Genomic DNA, 17,054 nt, shown 5'->3' with positions numbered 1-17,054 from the left:
CTGCAGGACCGAATTCTTCGTCCCTGCCGAGCGAAATCTCTCTATGTCATGTCCACAAATTTAGACACTCTTGTCCAATTCGTCAATCACCTCTATATAGATTTCCATGAAGCTCGGCGTTTCTCCTGACATTATCCCGTCACGCGGCCATGAGGCCAAGCGTGTCTCCATCATGGATGCTGCCAGTGAGGTGTTCTGCCGCGAGAGCTTCGCCGGCGCCAATATCGACATGATCGCCGCCGAAGCCGGCGTGTCGCGCCAGACGATCTATAATCACCATGGCGACAAGGAGAAACTCTTCGTCGCCATCGTCCGCGATCTCACAGAGCGCTGCAATGCCGGCATCTTCGCCACCATTTCGACCTTTCCCGACCAGCCCAGGGATCTCGAGGCCGACCTGATCGCCTTCGCCGTGCGCATGAACCAGAACTGCATCTGCAACCGCGACGGAAAATTCCTGCGCAAGCTGATCCAGACCGAGGGCGAGCGCTATCCCGAACTCTTCGCCGAATGGCGCGAACAGGGACCGGGCAGGACGTGGCCGGCGATCGCCGCCCGCTTTGCCCGCCTCGCCCATGCCGGTTTTCTCGACATCGACGATCCCGATGTCGCGGCGCGCCAGTTCATGGCGCTTGCCAATGCCGAATTGCAGACCACCTTCATGCTCGGCGGCACGCCCGACGAAGACGAGGTGCTGCAATCCGCGACGCATGGCGTGCGCACCTTCCTGCGCGCCTTCGGCAAGCGACAGCCTGCGGCCGACGCGAGCAAACAGGGCGCGCTTGCCAGCGCCTGATGCAGGTCGCCCAAAGCGCGCAGCGGTTTGAAACCACGGCATGCATGAAATAAAGCGATCAAATCTCGGGCATCGTTGCCTCGCATCTGCACGCTCGGCCTCTATATCCGGTTTACGCCGCCCTCAAGCTTGATTACAGCTATGCGGACGATTCAACGGAACCTGACTGGCATATGGCCGACGACCACATCCGCTACGACATTCTGGCCCAGGAGGCATTGCGCGGCGTCATGCGCAAAGTCCTGGCCGAGGTCGCGCGTACCGGCCTCCCCGGCAACCATCATTTCTTCATCACCTTCCTGACCGGCGCGCCGGGCGTGCGCGTGTCTTCGCGGCTGCGCGAGCGCTATCCCGAACAGATGACCATCGTCATCCAGTTCCAGTATTGGGACCTGAAGGTCACCGACACCGGCTTCGAGGTCGGGCTGTCCTTCTCCGACGTGCCGGAAAAGCTGGAAATCCCGTTCTCGGCCGTACGCGGCTTTTATGACCCGTCCGTCAATTTCGAGCTTGAATTCGACGTGAAGACGGAAACTTCGGAGGACGAAGCCACCCAGCCTTCCGAGCCTCTGGCCATCGTCGCCGAGAAGAAGCCGGAAACCAAGAAGAAGGCCACCGAGGCCGAAAAGAAGCCTGCCGCGGCCGACGCCGCGGCCAAGGGCGCCGACGTGGTGTCCCTCGACGCCTTCCGCAAGAAATAACCCAACGGGCGGCGCGAGATGGCCGACATCGTCAATCTCCGCCATGCCCGCAAACAGAAGGCGCGCGCCGAAAAGGAGCGCCTGGCCGAACAGAACCGGGCGCTGCATGGCCGCTCCAGGACCGAGCGGGAGCGTGACCGGCTAGCCGCCGACAAGAGCGAGAAGGTCGTTTCAGGCCATCGCCGCGAAAAGCCAGGCGAACCGGGCGACCAGAACATCGGACCGAAAAATGCGCGGCGATTTTCGGATGAATCCGATGCCTGAAATGAAGTGAAATGAGCCCGGTCGAAAAACGCTCGGTGACCATTCGCGGCCATCGCACCAGCTATTCCCTCGAAAAGCCCTTCTATGACGATCTCGTCGCCATTGCCGCTGAACGAAAACTGACGCTTGCCGCGCTGGTCGCCGAAATCGATGAAACCCGCCCCCGCGACGCCAACCTGTCGTCGGCGCTCAGGCTCCACGTCCTGGACTGGGCCAAGCGGGGCATGAAGGGTTCTTCGTAGACCCCGGCTATCCACCTCCCAACGACTTCAGCAAATTTTCGATCGAAGACGGCTTAAGCTGCGGTTTCGGCGTGGCGTCGGCCGGCGGCGGGTTGTCGTTGGCTGGCGGTTGCGGTGCGCGCTCCACCTCCGGCGCCTCTGCCGCGGCTTTGCGCTCGGCGTCGAGCTTGGCTTTTTCCTCGGAGGCGATCCGCATCGCCTCCTCCGCTTTCTGGCGCTCTTCCTCTTCGACTTGTGCCTTCCTGGCTGCCTCGGCGGCCCTTCGCTCGGCCTCGGCCTTGGTTTCGGCCTCTTTCTTGGCCTTCGCCTGCGCTTCCTCTTCTGCCTTTGCCTTGGCTTCGGCGTCTGTCTTGGCTTTGGCTTCGGCGTCCGCCTTGGCCTTCGCTTCCGCCTCCTCGGCGGCCTGTTGCTCGGCCTTGGCCTTCGCCTCGGCGTCCGCCCTGGCCTTGGCTTCCGCTTCGGCCTGGGCCTGCGCCTCGGCTTCGGCCTTCGCCCTGGCATCAGCCTCGGCTTGCAGCCGCGCTGCTTCTTCCTGCTTGCGCAATTCCTCGGCTGCCCTCTCGCGCTCGGTCTGCAGGGCCGCGTAATAACGCACCTCGCGCCGCAGCCGCTGTTTCTCAAGCAGTGCCGCCTGCATCGCCTCGACCCGCTGCTGCTCTTTTTCCAGCGCGCGCTGGGTCAGGAACTGCGCCAGCGGCTCGCTGTCGAATTGCCGTTTTGGAGAGCTGAATGGTCCGTCGACGATGAAATTCAGGGTCGGTTCGGAACCGACCAGCGCCTCGTCGCCCGGCCGATAGGTGATCGAGCCGTTGGCGGCGACCGTGCTGGTGTTCAGGTCCGCGGTGATGTCGGCGGACAAGGTCGCCGCCGGATTGTCGAAATTGACCGGCGGCGCCCTCAGCGTGCCGCCGGCCACGGTGAAGGCGATGTCCGTATCCCCAGCCGGAAAACTGCCGTCCGCGGCAATCTGCGGCGCGAAGTCGGCGGTCTTGGCCGCGTCGATGTCGCGCCCGATCGCATCGGCCTTGGCGATGAAGGCGCCAAAAGCACCCGGATTGACGCCGGCAATGGTCAAGCCCTTCAGCGCCGCGGTGCCCGATCCGGACAGCGCCGCAATCATTGCATCGACCGATTTGCCGCTGGTCGAAAGCGCCGTCGAGAAATCGCCGTTGCCGCTGATGCCGGCCTCCGGCAATACGGTGGACAGATCGGTGCCGGCAAGTTTCATCTGGCCGGAAAACAGCCCGGTGCCTTCATTGTTCTTCAGCTCGAACAGCCCGGTAAGCGTGCCGCCGAAGAGCTTTGCCTTGAGGTCCGACACACGGATGCCTTCCTGGTCGAGCTTCAGCGACAGCTTCGCGTCATAGGCCGTAGCCAGCGGGCCGGCAGCCAGCGCCGCCGTGGTCAGGTCGAGGTCCGCGGTGAACGGCAGGCTGGATTTCTGGCTGAACGGGGCGGTCGGCCAGATTCCGTTCGTGTCGAGGAAAGACTGGTCGCCGAACAGCATCACCGCCATCGGATCGAGATCCAGTTCGTCGAGCGCCAAAGCGCCGGCAAGATGCGGCAATCCATCCTTGGTATCGACATTGACGTCGCCGGAAACCGCCGCCTCGTTGATGGCGCCGCTGAGGCCGCTCAGCACCAGGAGCCCGTTGCCGTAATCGGCATCGGCCGCAAGCGAGGTCGACATGCCTGCCCCCATGCCCGGCATGCCGACGCCGGTCGTCATCAGCCATGGCTCGATGTCGGTGGCCTCGAGGCTGACTTTGCCCTTGGCGGTGGGGCCTTGCGGCGTCTCGGCCACCGTCCCGTCGAAACCGGCCTTGAAGTCGTTGCCGGCGAGGCTGAAACTCGTCGCCATGCCGCCGCCAAAAGTGCCCTTCGCCGAGACATCGGTTGTCGCCTCGCCGAGCATGCCGAGCGGCAGTGCAGGCAGGCCGTAAAACGCCAGAAGCGCTGTCGCGTCGGGATTCCTGGCATTGAAGGTCAGCGTCAGCGGCGCCTCGAGCAGCCGGTCGGCCGCGCCCTTGCCGGACAGCGATGCCGAGAAGGCCGAGCCGCCGGCCTTTCCTTGCGCGCTCACCGCCAGCCCTGTGGTGCCGTCGCCATTGTCGGCGGCACTCGATACCAGATCGATGCGCGCATCCTGGAACAGCTCGGGATAGGCCGCTGCGCGGGTCTTCAGCCCTGCCAGTATGGCATTGTCCGGATAGTGCTGCGCCGCCACGTCGATCAGCGGCTTGAGGTCGACGGCAACCACCGACGCGTCAAGCTTGCCGGTCGGGCTCTGCGGGAAATCCTTGACCCGGCCAGTGGCACTGATCGAGGCGCCGGCAAGCCCACCGACTGAAAGCCGGTCGATTTCGAGCAGCCCGTCGCGCAGCCTCAAGGCGGTATCGACCGTATCGGCGGTCAGCCCGCCGGCGCTGACCGGCCCCGCCTTGATCTGAAAATCGAGATCGCGGTCGGAAAACCGGTTGGCGCCCTTGTCGCTGATGAAGATCGAGGCGAAGGCGGCAAGGCCGTCGACATCGAGTTCGCCGCCTTCGAGCCGCATCAGCACCGACGGCTTGGCGTCGTCGGGCTGGCTGGAATCGATACGGCCGGAAAATTTCGCCTTGCCGAGGACGAGTTCGAGGTCGCTGAAAGCCTGGCGCTTTTCGGTCAGGTCGACATTCGCCTTGAAACCGGCGGCCGGCAGCCGGCGGACCGCCTCGTCGACATCCTTCGACAGCCAGGCGGCGAAGCCTGACGGTTGCGCCACCGCCAGAAGCAGCGAACCGGTGAAGCCGAAATGGTTCTCGACGCTGAGCATGCCGTTTGCTTCCAGCCTGGCGCGGCCGGGCAGCGTCGCGGCCAGCGACTTCACCGACCAGCCGCCATCGGTCGGCTCGGCGGAAAGGCGCACGTCGCGAACCGTCGTATCGCCGGCGACCACAGCCGGCAACTTGACCTCGACGGTGCCCGGTATGGTCGGTTTCGGCAAGCCGAGCAGCGCCTGCTCCAGCCCGGCAATGCGCTGATCCAACGTCAGGCCGGCGCCACCCCCAGCGCCCACGGCCTCATCGAACTGCACCTGCGCGCCGTTGGCCTCGATCGCAAAACTCGGCTTCAGGCCGAGATCGACCGAAGCCTTGCCGTCGGCGGTATAGGGATTGTCGAGCGGCCCGGTCTCGAAGCGGAATTCGTCGACGCCGAGCTTCTGGTGGTCGAGCGAGAAATTGCCGTTCAGCCTGAATCCCGGATCGGGTTCCCCCGCGCTGACCTTTACCGTTTCGCCGTCGGTTCCGCGCAACTCGGCTGAATTCTGATCGGCGCCATTCTTGTCGGCACCATTCTTGTCGGCGCCTGAGATCTTGAACTGGCCCGAATAGACTGCGGCGCCCTCGACGATGCCCGCATTGCCGTCGGTTTCGATGACCAGTGGATAGGCATTCGGATTGGCCCTGAGCCGGAGCCGCATCTCTCCATTCGCGCCGGCCTTGCCGGTGGAGGCGGCGACATTGGTGCGCAAACCGTCGAGCCGCATTGACCCGTCCAATCGCCATGGCCCGGCCAGCGACTTGGCCGAGATCGTCGAGTTGATCTCGGAAATGAGATGGCTGCGCCCGCCGGCGGCATGGCTGAGCGCGATCTGCCCCTCGGTTATCGTCAGCTTCTCGATCGAGATCTGGCTGGGATCGAAGGGCGAGGATGGCCGCATCGCCCAATCGACGGTTCCGTTCTGGGCAATGTCGATCGTCGCCTTCGGCCTGACCAGCCGCATGTCGAAGATCAGCACCTCGCCGCGCAGGAAGGGCGCAAGTTCGGCGTCCATCGAAAAGGTCTCGACGGTCATCGCCGGCTGGCCGCCGGCGCCGCCGGCGACGGTTACGTTCGAAAAGGTCACCGAGGGAAACGGCAGCAGCCTCGCCGTGGCATCGCCCTGCACGGTTACCTTGCGGCCCAGAATGGCGCTCGCCTCACGCTCGAAGTCGGCGCGGTAGCCCGTCCAGTCGATGAAATACGGCACCACCAGCGCCGCGCACAGCACCAGCACGAAAAGGCCACCGAAGATCACGAACAGGCGTGCGAGCATCAATCCCCAAGCATCGATTGAAAGTCAGCCGCACTCTACCCGCATCAGCGTGTCGATAAAGAGGCAATTCGATCGTGTCGTCGGCAAGGCGATGACGCCATCCGCTGTTGCCTGATCCCGGGCGGTCGCGATATCCTGTCTTGAGCGGACTCGTTCTCTTCTCGCGATGTCTCCGGTTCGTGACCGTCTGAAACAAAACCTGGAAAAAGCGGAGACTTTCGCATGTCGGGGAAAAATTGGGACCGTGTGCCGATCGATGCGCAGAGCGTCGACGCTCCGCTGTCGCTTTCGGCGGTGTTCCTGGTCGTCACCGTCGCCAGTGAGCCGGCCGCTCTCGCCAAGGTCGCCTCGGTGCTCGGCGGGCTCGACGATCTCGTCAAGAGCGTCGGCTTCCGCGACCTTTCCGGCCGGCTGTCATGCATTGCCGGGATCGGCCGCGACCTCTGGGATCGTCTCTGTCCAGACCGGCGGCCGCTGGAGTTGAGACCGTTCGCGGCGATCAAGGGCGCGGTTCACTCGGCGCCGTCGACACCCGGCGACCTTCTCTTCCACATCCGGTCCGAACGCCCCGACATGTGCTTTGAGTTCGAGCGGATTCTGCTCGGCAGTCTTGGCGAGAGCGTAACTGTCGTCGACGAGGTCTCCGGCTTTCGCTATTTCGATGCGCGTGACCTGCTCGGCTTCGTCGATGGCACGGCCAACCCGACCGGCCTCGATCTGCCTGCCTCAGCACTTGTCGGCGATGAAGATGCCGACTTCGCCGGCGGCAGCTATGTCGTCGTGCAGAAATATTTGCACGATCTTGCTGCCTGGGCGCGAATTCCAACGCCGCTCCAGGAGGAGATCATCGGTCGCACCAAGATCGACAATATCGAGATCGACGATGACGACGCTCCGCGCAAATCGCACAAGTCGCTGGCCACCATAGAGGATGCCGATGGCAACGAATACGACATACTGCGCGACAACATGCCCTTCGGCCGGCCCGGGAAAAACGAGTTCGGAACCTACTTTATCGGTTATTCCCGCTATCTCTGGGTGATCGAGAAGATGCTGCAGCGAATGTATGTCGGCGACCCGCCGGGCGCTTACGACCGGCTGCTCGATGTCTCCACGCCGCATACCGGCACGACATTCTTCGCCCCAACCCGCCCCATGCTGCAAACACTTGTCGAGGGCGTGCAGGAAAAGCCTTGAAGGGCGTCGTGTTGGCGCCGCCCCTCACATGCCTGCCGGCATCCTCTCCCCGTATAGTGACGGGGGAGAGGGACACATTCATCCACGATTTCGCCAATTATCCGCGTTGAAGGAAGAACGCCGGCGTCGCGGCCAGCCACTCTCTCCCCGTCGCTATACGGGGAGAGATGTCCGGCAGGACAGTGAGGGGCAGCGCCAACGGTTAGGGATTGCTGTGTTCGGCAAAAATCATGACGCAGCAGGATTAGCGTGCGTCGCGCTTTGCCTGCGCTACCTTAGCCGCCTTGCGCTGGCGGCCAAGTTCCATCGGCCGCACCAGGTTCGGCGCCCTCTGGTTCACCACTGCCCGCATGCCCTTGTGCGCGGTGCGTGTATTGAACTCGGGGCCGTCCGCGCCAGCACCTTGCTTCATGGCGAGCGCCTTGCGCGCATTATCGACCAGCGAGATCCGCGTCGCCAGTTGGCGGCGGCGTTCGGCCTCGCCATTCAGCCGCCGCATGGCCATCGCCAGAACTTCGAGCTTCAACTGCGAACCACCATCGCCCTTTGAAGCGGCGGCACCTTTCGGCGCACCTTTGCCGCGGATCTCGCGGCGACGGCGATGCGCCTCGCTCTGCGCCTTGTCGCGCCGCTCCCGCAACAGTTTGACCAGGCCGGCAAGCTCGGCGTCGGCAAGATCCTGAACCGCCGGATGGTGCGATTTCTCGACCAGACCGTGTTCGTCGGCGCTCAGCGCCCGCGCCTCTTCCTTGCGTGACATCGCCATGGGGTCGTTCCTCCGTTGGTGAAGCCCGCCTCTTCCCGGCCTTCCGAGGCGGGAGTCTGCGACCAAACGGCGGTGCGATCAAGGTGCAGGGTAGTCCACGCGATCAACCGCGTCCCAAAAGCCGTGTGAAAAATCCAGTTGGTTTGACACGATGCGCTGGAACAGGACGGCCGGCGCTCTCCATCAGTGCGGCCAAGACCGCTCCCTCGCGAAGGCTGGTCGAGAAACTCTCGGCGATGAACTCCAGCGTCGAGTCGTGGAACGTCAGGATGAAATGGCGGTATTCTGAAAACAGCTCCGGCACATGGGACGGGTGAGCCCGGTTTGCCTCTTCCAAGGAAGCGATCCACGACGAATTTAAAACTTCGAACGCGGAATATGGCTGCAGCCCGAGCCCATACAGCCGATGCCCGCTGATAGCTTCGTCGTTCGGCGGGCCGAACTGCAACGCCAGATACGGTTCCGCAGTCAGGATTGCGACCGATTGGTTGCCCGTTGCCGGCGAAACCGAACGCGGATTCGTGCCATCGAATGACGGCTCCGGCCTGTTAGCGAGGTAGCCGATGAGCAGCTTGCCTTCATCCGCAAAGACGTGAGGCAACGGTGCACCGGTGGACGACGGCGGCACCTCGATTGGCAGAAGTGTCTCGAGGGCGGCCATACCCCTTACTTCCCTGCGCCCGGCAGTATCTTGCCCGGATTCATGATGTTGAGCGGATCAAGCGCCTGTTTGATCGTGCACATGATGTCGACGCCGTGGCCAAGTTCGTGGCGCAGGAAACCGACCTTGCCTTGCCCGATGCCGTGCTCGCCAGTGCAGGTCCCGTCCATGCCGATCGCCCGCATGTTCAGCCGCGCCACGAATTCTTCCGTCTGCGCGATTTCCTTCGGGTCATCCACGTCCATCAGCACCAGCACATGGAAATTGCCGTCGCCGGCATGGCCGACGATCGGCGCGATAAGCCCCATCTCGGCAATGTCGGCCTCGGTTTCGGTGACGCATTCGGCAAAGCGCGAGATCGGCACGCAGACGTCGGTCGACAGGCCCTTGGCGCCGGGCCTGAGCGTCAGCGACGACCAATAGGCGTCGTGCCTGGCCTTCCAAAGCTTCGTCCGCTCCTCGGCGACGCTGGTCCACAGGAACGGGCCGCCGCCATACTCCTCCGCGATCGCGCCGAAGGTCTCGGCCTGTTCGGCAACGCCGGCGTCACTGCCATGGAATTCGACGAACAGGCACGGGCTTTCCGGATAGTCGAGCTTCGAATAGCTTTTCATCGCCCGCATCTGCAGCGCATTGACCAGTTCGATGCGCGCCACCGGAATGCCCATCTGGATCGTCGCGATCACCGCGTTGCAGGCCGCCTCGACGCTGGGAAACGGGCAGACGCCGCCGGAGATCGCCTGCGGAATGCCCTGCAGCTTCAGGGTCAGCGAGGTGATGATGCCGAGCGTGCCTTCCGAGCCGATCAAAAGCCGCGTCAAATCATAGCCGGCCGAGCTCTTCTTCGCGCGTTTTCCCGTCGTCACCACCTGTCCGTCCGCCATCACCGCCGTCAGCGACAACACATTTTCGCGCATCGTGCCGTAGCGCACCGCATTGGTGCCCGAGGCTCGCGTCGCCGCCATGCCGCCGAGCGAGGCGTTGGCGCCCGGATCGATCGGGAAGAACAGGCCGGTATCGCGCAGATGCCGGTTGAGATCCTCGCGCGTCACGCCGGCCTCGACGGTGCAATCGAGATCCTGCGGATTGACGGCCACAATGCGGTTCATCCGCGAGGTATCGACCGAGATGCCGCCGCCCGGCGCGTTGGTATGGCCCTCCAGCGAGGAACCAACGCCGAAGGCGATCACCGGCACGCGGTGCGCCGCGCAGGCCGACACGATTTCCTGCACCTCGGCCGTCGTCTCGACAAAGGCCACGCCGTCCGGCGCCTGGGTCGGAATGTAGGTGGTGGTATGCGCATGCTGGGAGCGGATGGCTTGACCGGTCTGAAACCGCTCGCCAAGCCGCTGCTTGAGGATGCCGAGCACGGCGGCAATCCCTTCCTCGTTGCGTTCGACCGGATTGAGGTCGCTCAGAGCCATGAATTCCTCCGCGAATGGACCAGCGTCCATGCTTGTTATGGATTTATGGATGCGTAGTCTCACCAACCACGCTCTGTCCAGCGATCCCGAAAAGGAAATCCAAGATGCCGATCCCTGCCCCTTTCGTTTCTCGGCCCATGGACATCGAGAAGGACTGGATCGACTACAACGGTCACCTCAACATGGCCTATTACAACGTGCTGTTCGACCGTTGCTCGGACGACGCCTTCGAGATGATGGGGATGGGGCCGAACTACGCCAAGGACCGCCGCCTCACCATCTACACGGCGGAAGTGCATGTCTGCTACGTGCGGGAGCTGCATTTGGAGCACAAGGTCACCGTTTCCTTCCAACTCCTCGACCATGACGACAAGCGGCTGAGGGTCTACCAGGAGATCCGCCATGTCGACGGCTGGCTCGCCGCCACGTCCGAATCGCTGTCGCTGCATGTCGACATGTCCGGGCCGAAAGTGGCGCCCTTCCCGGCCGATGTGCTGGCCAGGATCGAGGCCATGCGCGCCGCCCATGCCGCGCTGCCGATGCCGGAGCGCGCTGGCCGTTCGATCGGAATCAAGCCGCGCCGTGGCTGAAGAGTTTTTTGCGCAACCCCATCTTAAGTTATTGTTTTCATTCATACCGTTGCCCGAAAGCCACTACGCCTCACTAAGCAACCGGGACTAGCCCGCAAGATGACTTGAACCGCGATCCGGCCCCCGTTAACCTTACCGAGGTTTTAACGTGAACAAGCCGAATTGAGGCGTTGAACGACTCAGCGCGGCGGTCGAAAACCGTCCACATCGAGTTGTGAAACGGGCGGCTGGGCGGAAGCGGTTCGGGGAACGTGCATGAAAACCGACATCAAGATCGAGGCGGACAGGCTGGCGGCCGACCCACGCATCAGCGACTATGATTTCTGGCGTTCGCTGAAGAATCTCAACAACGAGATTTTCCACATCGCCAACAACAATGAACCGATCCCCTTCGCCATGATCCGCTGGCGCGCCATCCTGAAACAGGCGCGCTCGAAACGCGGGCATGCGTAGTGCCATTGTGAAATAGCTCCCGGCTTGCGCTGCCTCATCCGCTTGCCGGCACCCTCTCTCATCGCGCCAACGCGTTCCCACGACGGTTACAGCGTTGGTGAATTGCATGGGTTGCCTATGGGAAGTAAGGGCGACAGCTTGGGGCGTTGCTATTGGCAACACCATCCACTTAGAAAGAGCATCGAATAACGAAACGTGATGGGTTAAAAGATCTAAAGTCCAAAACAGCGATATTTTGCGGCCGCTGCGATGGACTGAAAATCTGTTGTGAAGGTGCCTGAAGTGCCGATATGGACTTACTATAATCCACCCGATGAGCCCCCGCTGACGTTGCGAGATCGACCCTCTCCCGAAAAGTGCATCTACTGCGGTAGCCACAAGAAACTCTCAACAGAACACGTCATCCCGACGGGTATGCGCGGACGCATTACCCTGCCAAACGGGTCATGCGAACGGTGTCGGGAAATTACCCAGACAATTGAAACGGTATGCTTGCGCCAAACCCTGCTGTTGCTTCGAGTGCAACATGAGCTCCATCGCCATGGGCATGAAAGACCGCCAACTCAATGGGTCATCTTTACGGACGAAAGAGGCCATAAAACCAAACGCTCGATCGCGACCGCAGAGTCGCCCATCATTACCACGTTGCCAATTCTCGAGTATCCTGCAATTCTCCGCGCCCCGCCCAATGAGCCTAGTCTCGGCCTTCTGCACGCTTTCCAAGACTCTGAAAATGGCGAGAAATATCGCAAGCTGCTAGCGCGCCCAGGGGTGAAGTCAGTGAGTGTCGAGTCGCACGGAATTAGGATGGATCTGTTTTGTCGCTGGTTGGCGAAAGTAGCCTATTCGTATTCCGTTGCATGCCTCGGAATTGATCGAATCTGGCACTCCCCACTCCGAGACATCATTCGCACCGGCTCCAAAAATTACAACTACTTCGTCGGTGGGCTGAACTTCTACAAACCACCAGTGTCTGAGTTTTGGCTTGAGGCCACTTCGCCCGAATTATTTTTGATCACTCTTCATGATCTCCCTACACGAACCGGCAAAATAATGTGGGTCACCTACATTAGGTTTCTGCCTAAGTTGGGTTTGCCGACCTACTTAGTTGTCGTAGGGGATCGGCTTTAACGCTGCCGCGCCGGCCAGATCTTCGTCGCTCGGCTCCTGTTTGCTGCTTGCCGTCGTCGATCGCCGCTTCCAAACCCGGGGCCGAATCGTCCTCGACCATGATTGACCACAGCGTCAGAATGAGTGTCGATCGGGATACGTGGCTGTTGCTAATTCACTCACGAATGATCGCCTCTCTCTTGAACATCAGGGCTGGCGCTTCAGCGCCCCGAGCGCCGAGCGCGCCGTCACCGGTGACGACTGGATGATCGCGGTGTTGGTCATCGCGTGCGGGATGATGCGGTCGATCACCCGCTCGAGTTCGGCCACCGAGCCGACATGCGCCAGCGCGATGAAGCAGTCCTCGCCCGTCACCCGGTCGCATTGCGCGATCTCCGGCAGGTCGCGGATGATCTCGGCCACCACAGCCAGTTGCCCCGGCACCGGCCTGATCCGCAACCATGCCGACAGCTTCATGCCGAGCGCTGCCGGATTGATCCTGACCGTATAGGCCTCGATCACGCCGTTCTCCTGCAGCCGCCTGATGCGTTCGGCCACGCTCGGCGCCGACAGGCCGACCGAACGCGCCAGCTCAGCCGTGCTGGTGCGCGCATCCTTTTCCAGCAGCCGCAGGATTTTCAGGTCGGCGGCATCGAGATCTGGATTTTCGTTTCGAAGGCATTTCAATGAGAACTCCTCGGGATCGAAAGGCCATTGATTGTTTTGGCCGGTTATCATCCATATAAACCGGAAAAAATGCCTTGCGATAATGATCCCATGAAGGATCCAGCGCAAGCACCCGTAGCCAGCCCTGCCCTCGCCGGCCCAGCCCTTGCGAATTTGGCGAGTGCGTTGCCGCCGCATGTCTGGTTCGGCGTCAGCGCCGTGTTCCACTATCTCGGCCCAGCCTTCGCCGTGCTGCTGTTCCCGCATGTCGGTGTGCTCGGCATGGCATGGCTGCGCATCGCCACTGCCGCCCTTGTCTTCGCGCCGCTGACCCGGCCGTGGACGGTCTTTGCCCGCGCCGACTGCTCGACGAGATTGCTGCTTCTGGCCTTCGGCGTCTGCCTTGGCGTCATGAACTGTTCCTTCTACCTGGCGCTCGACCGCTTGCCGATCTCGCTGGTCGCGGCGATCGAATTCGTCGGCACCATCGGCGTCGCGCTGGTCGGCCTCAGAAGCCCGCGCAATCTCGCGGCCCTTGCCGTCGCCGTCACCGGCACCCTGCTGTTGATCGACGTGAAATGGTCGAGCGACCCGGTCGGCCTGTTCTGGGCCTTCCTCAACGGCGCGCTGTTCGTCCTCTACATCGTGCTTGGCCATCGCATTGCCCGCGCCGGCGCCGGCGGCGGCATCGCCGGCCTGGGCGCCGCGATGGCGGTCGCCTTCCTTATCGTGCTGCCGGTCGGCATTGCCGATGCGCTGCCGGCCTTCTCGGTCCCGACGCTGCTCGTCGCCGCCATCGGCGTCGGCATCTGCTCGTCGGTCATCCCCTATATCTGCGACCAGCTCGCCATGTCGCGGCTGCCGCGTGCGAGCTTCGCGCTGATGCTGTCGCTGCTGCCGGTCACCGCGACGCTGATCGGCGTCGTTGTGCTGCGGCAGATACCGAGCCTCGCCGACTGCCTCGGCATCGCGCTGGTCGTGGCCGGCGTCGCCTTCCACAAGCCGGCGGGTCCAGAGCAGATTGATTAATCAATCTATTTCAATAGCTTGTAAAAATCCTGCTTTGGTTCCCCGATTCGAGCAGCTGCGACCGGAAAGCTTGGGATTGAACCAATCCCGCCTTTACGCCGTTGTCCTTTCGAAAACGGTTGGAGCAAAAGATGGATTGGAAACGCCCCAGTGAGCCGGCCGATGCATGGCACATGACGGACGACTTGCATGCCGAGCACGGCAAGGGCGATCCGTTCGCGGCGGCCATCCGCGCCACAAGGATGTCGATGATCATCACCGATCCCCGGCGGCCGGACAACCCTATCGTATTCGCCAATGACGCCTTCCTGCGCCTTACCGGCTACGAACGGCAGGAGGTTCTGGGCAAGAACTGCCGCTTTCTCCAGGGACCACAGACTGACAGGGTGGCCGTGGAACAGGTTCGCGAAGCGATCGCGAGCCGCAGCGATATCAGCATCGATCTCTTGAACTATCGCAAGGACGGCTCGACGTTCTGGAACGCGCTCTACATCAGCCCGGTATCCAATGACAAAGGCGAGCTGCAGTTCTTTTTCGCTTCGCAGCTAGACGTTTCCGACCGCAAGCTGTCCGAACATCGGATGAGCGCTGAGAAGGAACGCTTCGAAAAGGCGGTCAGGGAACGCACGAAGGAGTTGGAAGCCGCTCTGGAGGCGCAGACAACACTGCTTCATGAGGTCGATCATCGCGTCAAGAACAATTTGCAGATGATTTCTTCACTGATCATCATGCAGCGCCGGACCATCAAGGACGAAGGCATAAGGCAATCGCTGACCACGATGCTGGAACGCATCGAGGCCTTGAGCACCGTGCATCGCAGGCTCTATCAATCGAAGGACGTCAGCAGGTTCGACGTTTCCGACTTCGCCCGCGACTTGATTTCGGATCTGCTCACGGCATCGGGACGTTCCGAGATAACATCGAAGCTCGAGCTTGATCCGATCGTCGTCTCTGCCGAAAAAGCCACCCCCGTGGCCCTCATGGTCAACGAACTCGTCACCAACGCCCTGAAACACGCCTTCAAGGAAAAGCCGGACGGATCGATCGCCGGCAGCATCGGCATCAAGATGAGTCAGCCCGATGGCCACCTCAATATCGAAGTTACCGACAACGGCGTCGGCATGGCCGATACCAATGGTGATGCCTCTTTCGGCATGCGGCTGATCAAGTCCCTCGGCCGCCAGTTGCATGCCGACGTCGAATGGCGAGATGCCGGCCCGGGCACCCGGGTCGTCATCAGAATGCCGAATGTACCGCAGCAAGAAGGGAATGTGTCATGATTGAACCGCTCAAGGTCCTGATCGTCGAGGACGAGGCGTTGCTGGCCATGGAACTGGAAAGTCTGATCGAGGAAGCCGGCCACAGCGTCGTCGGCTGGGCGACCTCCTCTGGCGAAGCGGTCGAGATGGTCGATTCAACAGACGCCGACATCGCCTTTGTCGACATTCATCTGGCCGACGGCGCGACCGGCGTCGAAGTGGCCGAACGTTTCCGTCAGAGCAAGCGCTCGATGGTGGTGTTCATGACCGCCAATCCAAAACGCATTCCCGATCATTTCGCCGGCGCGATCGGCGTCATCGCCAAACCTTACACGATGAACGGGCTGACGTCGGCACTGCGCTATCTGCAGGAAGGCGTCCGTCGTCCGCCACCCGAGTCGGTGCTGCCGGCGGGCTTCACTCTGTCGCCGGCCTTCCAGACGGTCTGGATACCGACGGCCGCCTGACAACCAGACCCGCTACGCCAGCTTCTCCCTGAGGAAGGTGACCGTCCGGCTCCAGGCAAGATCGGCCGCCTGCTTGTCGTAGCGGGCCGCCGACGTGTCGTTGTTGAAGGCATGGTTGGCGCCTTCATAGACATAGACGGTGTATTCGACATGGGCCGCGCCGAGTTCCTTCTTGAAGGCGTCGATGCCGGCATTGATGCGCGTGTCGAGCCCGGCATAGTGCAGCAGCAGCGCCGCCTTGATCTTGGGCACATCCTCGGCCTTCGGCTGCATGCCGTAATAGGCGACGCCGGCTGCGAGGTCGGGCGCATTGACCGCCAGCATGTTGACGGTGGCGCCGCCCCAGCAGAAGCCGACCGCGCCGACCTTGCCATTGCCGTCCTGGTGCCCCTTGAGGAAGGCGACCGTCGCCACGGCATTGGCTGCGGTCTGCGCCGGATCGAGCTTGGGAAACAGATCCCGCGCCTTGTCTTCGTCGACCGGCGTGCCGCCGAGCGGCGACAGGAAGTCCGGCGCCAGCGCCACGAACCCTTCCAGCGCCACGCGCCGTGCCACGTCGCGTATATGCGGGTTGAGACCCCTGTTCTCATGTATGACGACGACGGTGCCGAGCTTGCCGGACTGGCCGGCCGGTTTGACCAGATAGCCCTTCATCTCGCCGCTACTGCCCGGGAAAGTGATGTCCTCGCCCGTCACCCGCGGATCGTCCTCGGAAACGATCGCCGCCTGGGCCGCATTCGCCGCCAGCAGCGGGGCGATCGTGGCCGCCGCGGCGCCCGATCCGGCAAGTCTGGTCAGTTGCTCCATGAAGCGGCGGCGGTCGAGCGTCAGATGCGTATATTCGTCATAGGCGTCGATCATCGCCTGGGTGATGACGGGCTTGGCGGGTCCGGCGGACATTGTCATGGGCTCGCTCCTTGATTTCGGAATTCCCCTGCTGCGCAAGATAGGGCCGGACCTCGCATGGTCCAGTCACGGATGAGTGAGGCGCGCGACGCTCCACGAACGTCGCTCGGCTCGCTTTGGCTATGCGGCACTCGGCACGAAACCGTGACACGAACGCGCAGGCCGTCATCACTTTCCTGTAATCGGTGGCAAATCTTGACGTTCCTGACACAATATAGAGGAAAGCTGCGGGTGGATGACCTCGCCAACCTGCCTGGCTTTGACAAGAAGGATAGCGCTCATGACCTTCCCGACTCCGATCCTCGCAAGCGTATTCCTGCTTGCAGCCGCCGTGCTCGCGCTTCGGTCCGCTGCCTTCGCTGCCACCCGGCGATCGATGGTCAAGGTCCGCAGCAACCGGCGCCGGCCTGCCGGCGGTCGCTCGAAAACCCGCGACTGACCCAAG

General features: G+C 62.4%; 17 protein-coding genes. 11 read left to right on the top strand and 6 right to left on the bottom strand.

The window, feature by feature from the left end:
- Window positions 1-106 precede the first annotated feature (106 nt).
- From AC0L2H_RS07225 to AC0L2H_RS07210, 4 genes are all read left to right on the top strand, one after another.
- A complete protein-coding gene (locus AC0L2H_RS07225; protein WP_473589583.1) occupies window positions 107-796 on the top strand; it encodes a TetR/AcrR family transcriptional regulator in 690 nt (229 codons plus the stop codon).
- A gap of 173 nt (window positions 797-969) precedes the next feature.
- Entirely contained in the window at window positions 970-1,497 is a 528-nt protein-coding gene (locus AC0L2H_RS07220; protein WP_473589582.1) for an SspB family protein, read from the top strand.
- 18 nt (window positions 1,498-1,515) lie between these two features.
- The gene (locus AC0L2H_RS07215; RefSeq protein WP_473589581.1) at window positions 1,516-1,761 is read left to right on the top strand and encodes a DUF4169 family protein; all 246 of its coding nucleotides are present in this window, start codon (window positions 1,516-1,518) and stop codon (window positions 1,759-1,761) included.
- Between the two features lie 11 nt (window positions 1,762-1,772).
- Window positions 1,773-2,003, top strand: coding sequence for a ribbon-helix-helix domain-containing protein (locus AC0L2H_RS07210; protein ID WP_473589580.1), 231 nt, complete (start codon window positions 1,773-1,775; stop codon window positions 2,001-2,003).
- A 7-nt stretch (window positions 2,004-2,010) separates the two neighbouring features.
- On the opposite strand, the gene AC0L2H_RS07205 is transcribed toward AC0L2H_RS07210, so the two are convergent.
- Entirely contained in the window at window positions 2,011-6,081 is a 4,071-nt protein-coding gene (locus tag AC0L2H_RS07205; protein ID WP_473589579.1) for an AsmA family protein, read from the bottom strand.
- A gap of 222 nt (window positions 6,082-6,303) precedes the next feature.
- Between AC0L2H_RS07205 and AC0L2H_RS07200 the strand changes: the two genes are divergently transcribed.
- Window positions 6,304-7,278: a Dyp-type peroxidase gene (locus AC0L2H_RS07200; RefSeq protein ID WP_473589577.1), complete on the top strand. Its 975-nt coding sequence runs from the start codon at window positions 6,304-6,306 to the stop codon at window positions 7,276-7,278.
- Window positions 7,279-7,522: 244 nt separating this feature from the next.
- On the opposite strand, the gene AC0L2H_RS07195 is transcribed toward AC0L2H_RS07200, so the two are convergent.
- From AC0L2H_RS07195 to AC0L2H_RS07185, 3 genes are all read right to left on the bottom strand, one after another.
- A complete protein-coding gene (locus tag AC0L2H_RS07195; protein ID WP_473589576.1) occupies window positions 7,523-8,044 on the bottom strand; it encodes a hypothetical protein in 522 nt (173 codons plus the stop codon).
- Window positions 8,045-8,147: 103 nt separating this feature from the next.
- On the bottom strand, window positions 8,148-8,705 hold the full coding sequence (locus AC0L2H_RS07190) for a hypothetical protein (protein ID WP_473589575.1): 558 nt from the start codon (window positions 8,703-8,705) through the stop codon (window positions 8,148-8,150).
- A gap of 5 nt (window positions 8,706-8,710) precedes the next feature.
- Window positions 8,711-10,129 (bottom strand): FAD-binding oxidoreductase, encoded by a 1,419-nt coding sequence (locus tag AC0L2H_RS07185; RefSeq protein ID WP_473589574.1) that lies wholly within the window; start codon window positions 10,127-10,129, stop codon window positions 8,711-8,713.
- A 104-nt stretch (window positions 10,130-10,233) separates the two neighbouring features.
- Here AC0L2H_RS07185 and AC0L2H_RS07180 point away from each other — a divergent pair, with 104 nt between their 5' ends.
- A complete protein-coding gene (locus AC0L2H_RS07180; protein ID WP_473589573.1) occupies window positions 10,234-10,719 on the top strand; it encodes a thioesterase family protein in 486 nt (161 codons plus the stop codon).
- A 255-nt stretch (window positions 10,720-10,974) separates the two neighbouring features.
- Window positions 10,975-11,172, top strand: a complete 198-nt coding sequence (locus AC0L2H_RS07175) for a hypothetical protein (protein ID WP_473589572.1) — start codon at window positions 10,975-10,977, stop codon at window positions 11,170-11,172.
- A gap of 1,317 nt (window positions 11,173-12,489) precedes the next feature.
- Here AC0L2H_RS07175 and AC0L2H_RS07170 read toward each other — a convergent pair.
- A complete protein-coding gene (locus AC0L2H_RS07170; RefSeq protein ID WP_473589571.1) occupies window positions 12,490-12,969 on the bottom strand; it encodes an Lrp/AsnC family transcriptional regulator in 480 nt (159 codons plus the stop codon).
- Window positions 12,970-13,059: 90 nt separating this feature from the next.
- Between AC0L2H_RS07170 and AC0L2H_RS07165 the strand changes: the two genes are divergently transcribed.
- From AC0L2H_RS07165 to AC0L2H_RS07155, 3 genes are all read left to right on the top strand, one after another.
- Window positions 13,060-13,977 (top strand): EamA family transporter, encoded by a 918-nt coding sequence (locus tag AC0L2H_RS07165; RefSeq protein WP_473589570.1) that lies wholly within the window; start codon window positions 13,060-13,062, stop codon window positions 13,975-13,977.
- A 131-nt stretch (window positions 13,978-14,108) separates the two neighbouring features.
- Window positions 14,109-15,257, top strand: a complete 1,149-nt coding sequence (locus tag AC0L2H_RS07160) for a histidine kinase dimerization/phosphoacceptor domain -containing protein (protein ID WP_473589569.1) — start codon at window positions 14,109-14,111, stop codon at window positions 15,255-15,257.
- Complete coding sequence (locus tag AC0L2H_RS07155; RefSeq protein WP_473589568.1) at window positions 15,254-15,703, top strand: response regulator; 450 nt, start codon at window positions 15,254-15,256, stop codon at window positions 15,701-15,703. Before AC0L2H_RS07160 ends, AC0L2H_RS07155 begins: the two co-directional genes overlap by 4 nt.
- A 12-nt stretch (window positions 15,704-15,715) precedes the next feature.
- On the opposite strand, the gene AC0L2H_RS07150 is transcribed toward AC0L2H_RS07155, so the two are convergent.
- Window positions 15,716-16,609 (bottom strand): dienelactone hydrolase family protein, encoded by an 894-nt coding sequence (locus AC0L2H_RS07150; RefSeq protein WP_473589567.1) that lies wholly within the window; start codon window positions 16,607-16,609, stop codon window positions 15,716-15,718.
- Between the two features lie 280 nt (window positions 16,610-16,889).
- Between AC0L2H_RS07150 and AC0L2H_RS07145 the strand changes: the two genes are divergently transcribed.
- Window positions 16,890-17,048, top strand: a complete 159-nt coding sequence (locus tag AC0L2H_RS07145; RefSeq protein WP_473589566.1) for a hypothetical protein — start codon at window positions 16,890-16,892, stop codon at window positions 17,046-17,048.
- Window positions 17,049-17,054 lie beyond the last annotated feature (6 nt).

The sequence above is a fragment of the Mesorhizobium sp. WSM4871 genome, from assembly GCF_055811295.1.
The sequence above is the reverse complement of the archived record's forward strand: the minus strand, read 5'-3'. Positions and strand labels throughout refer to the sequence as shown.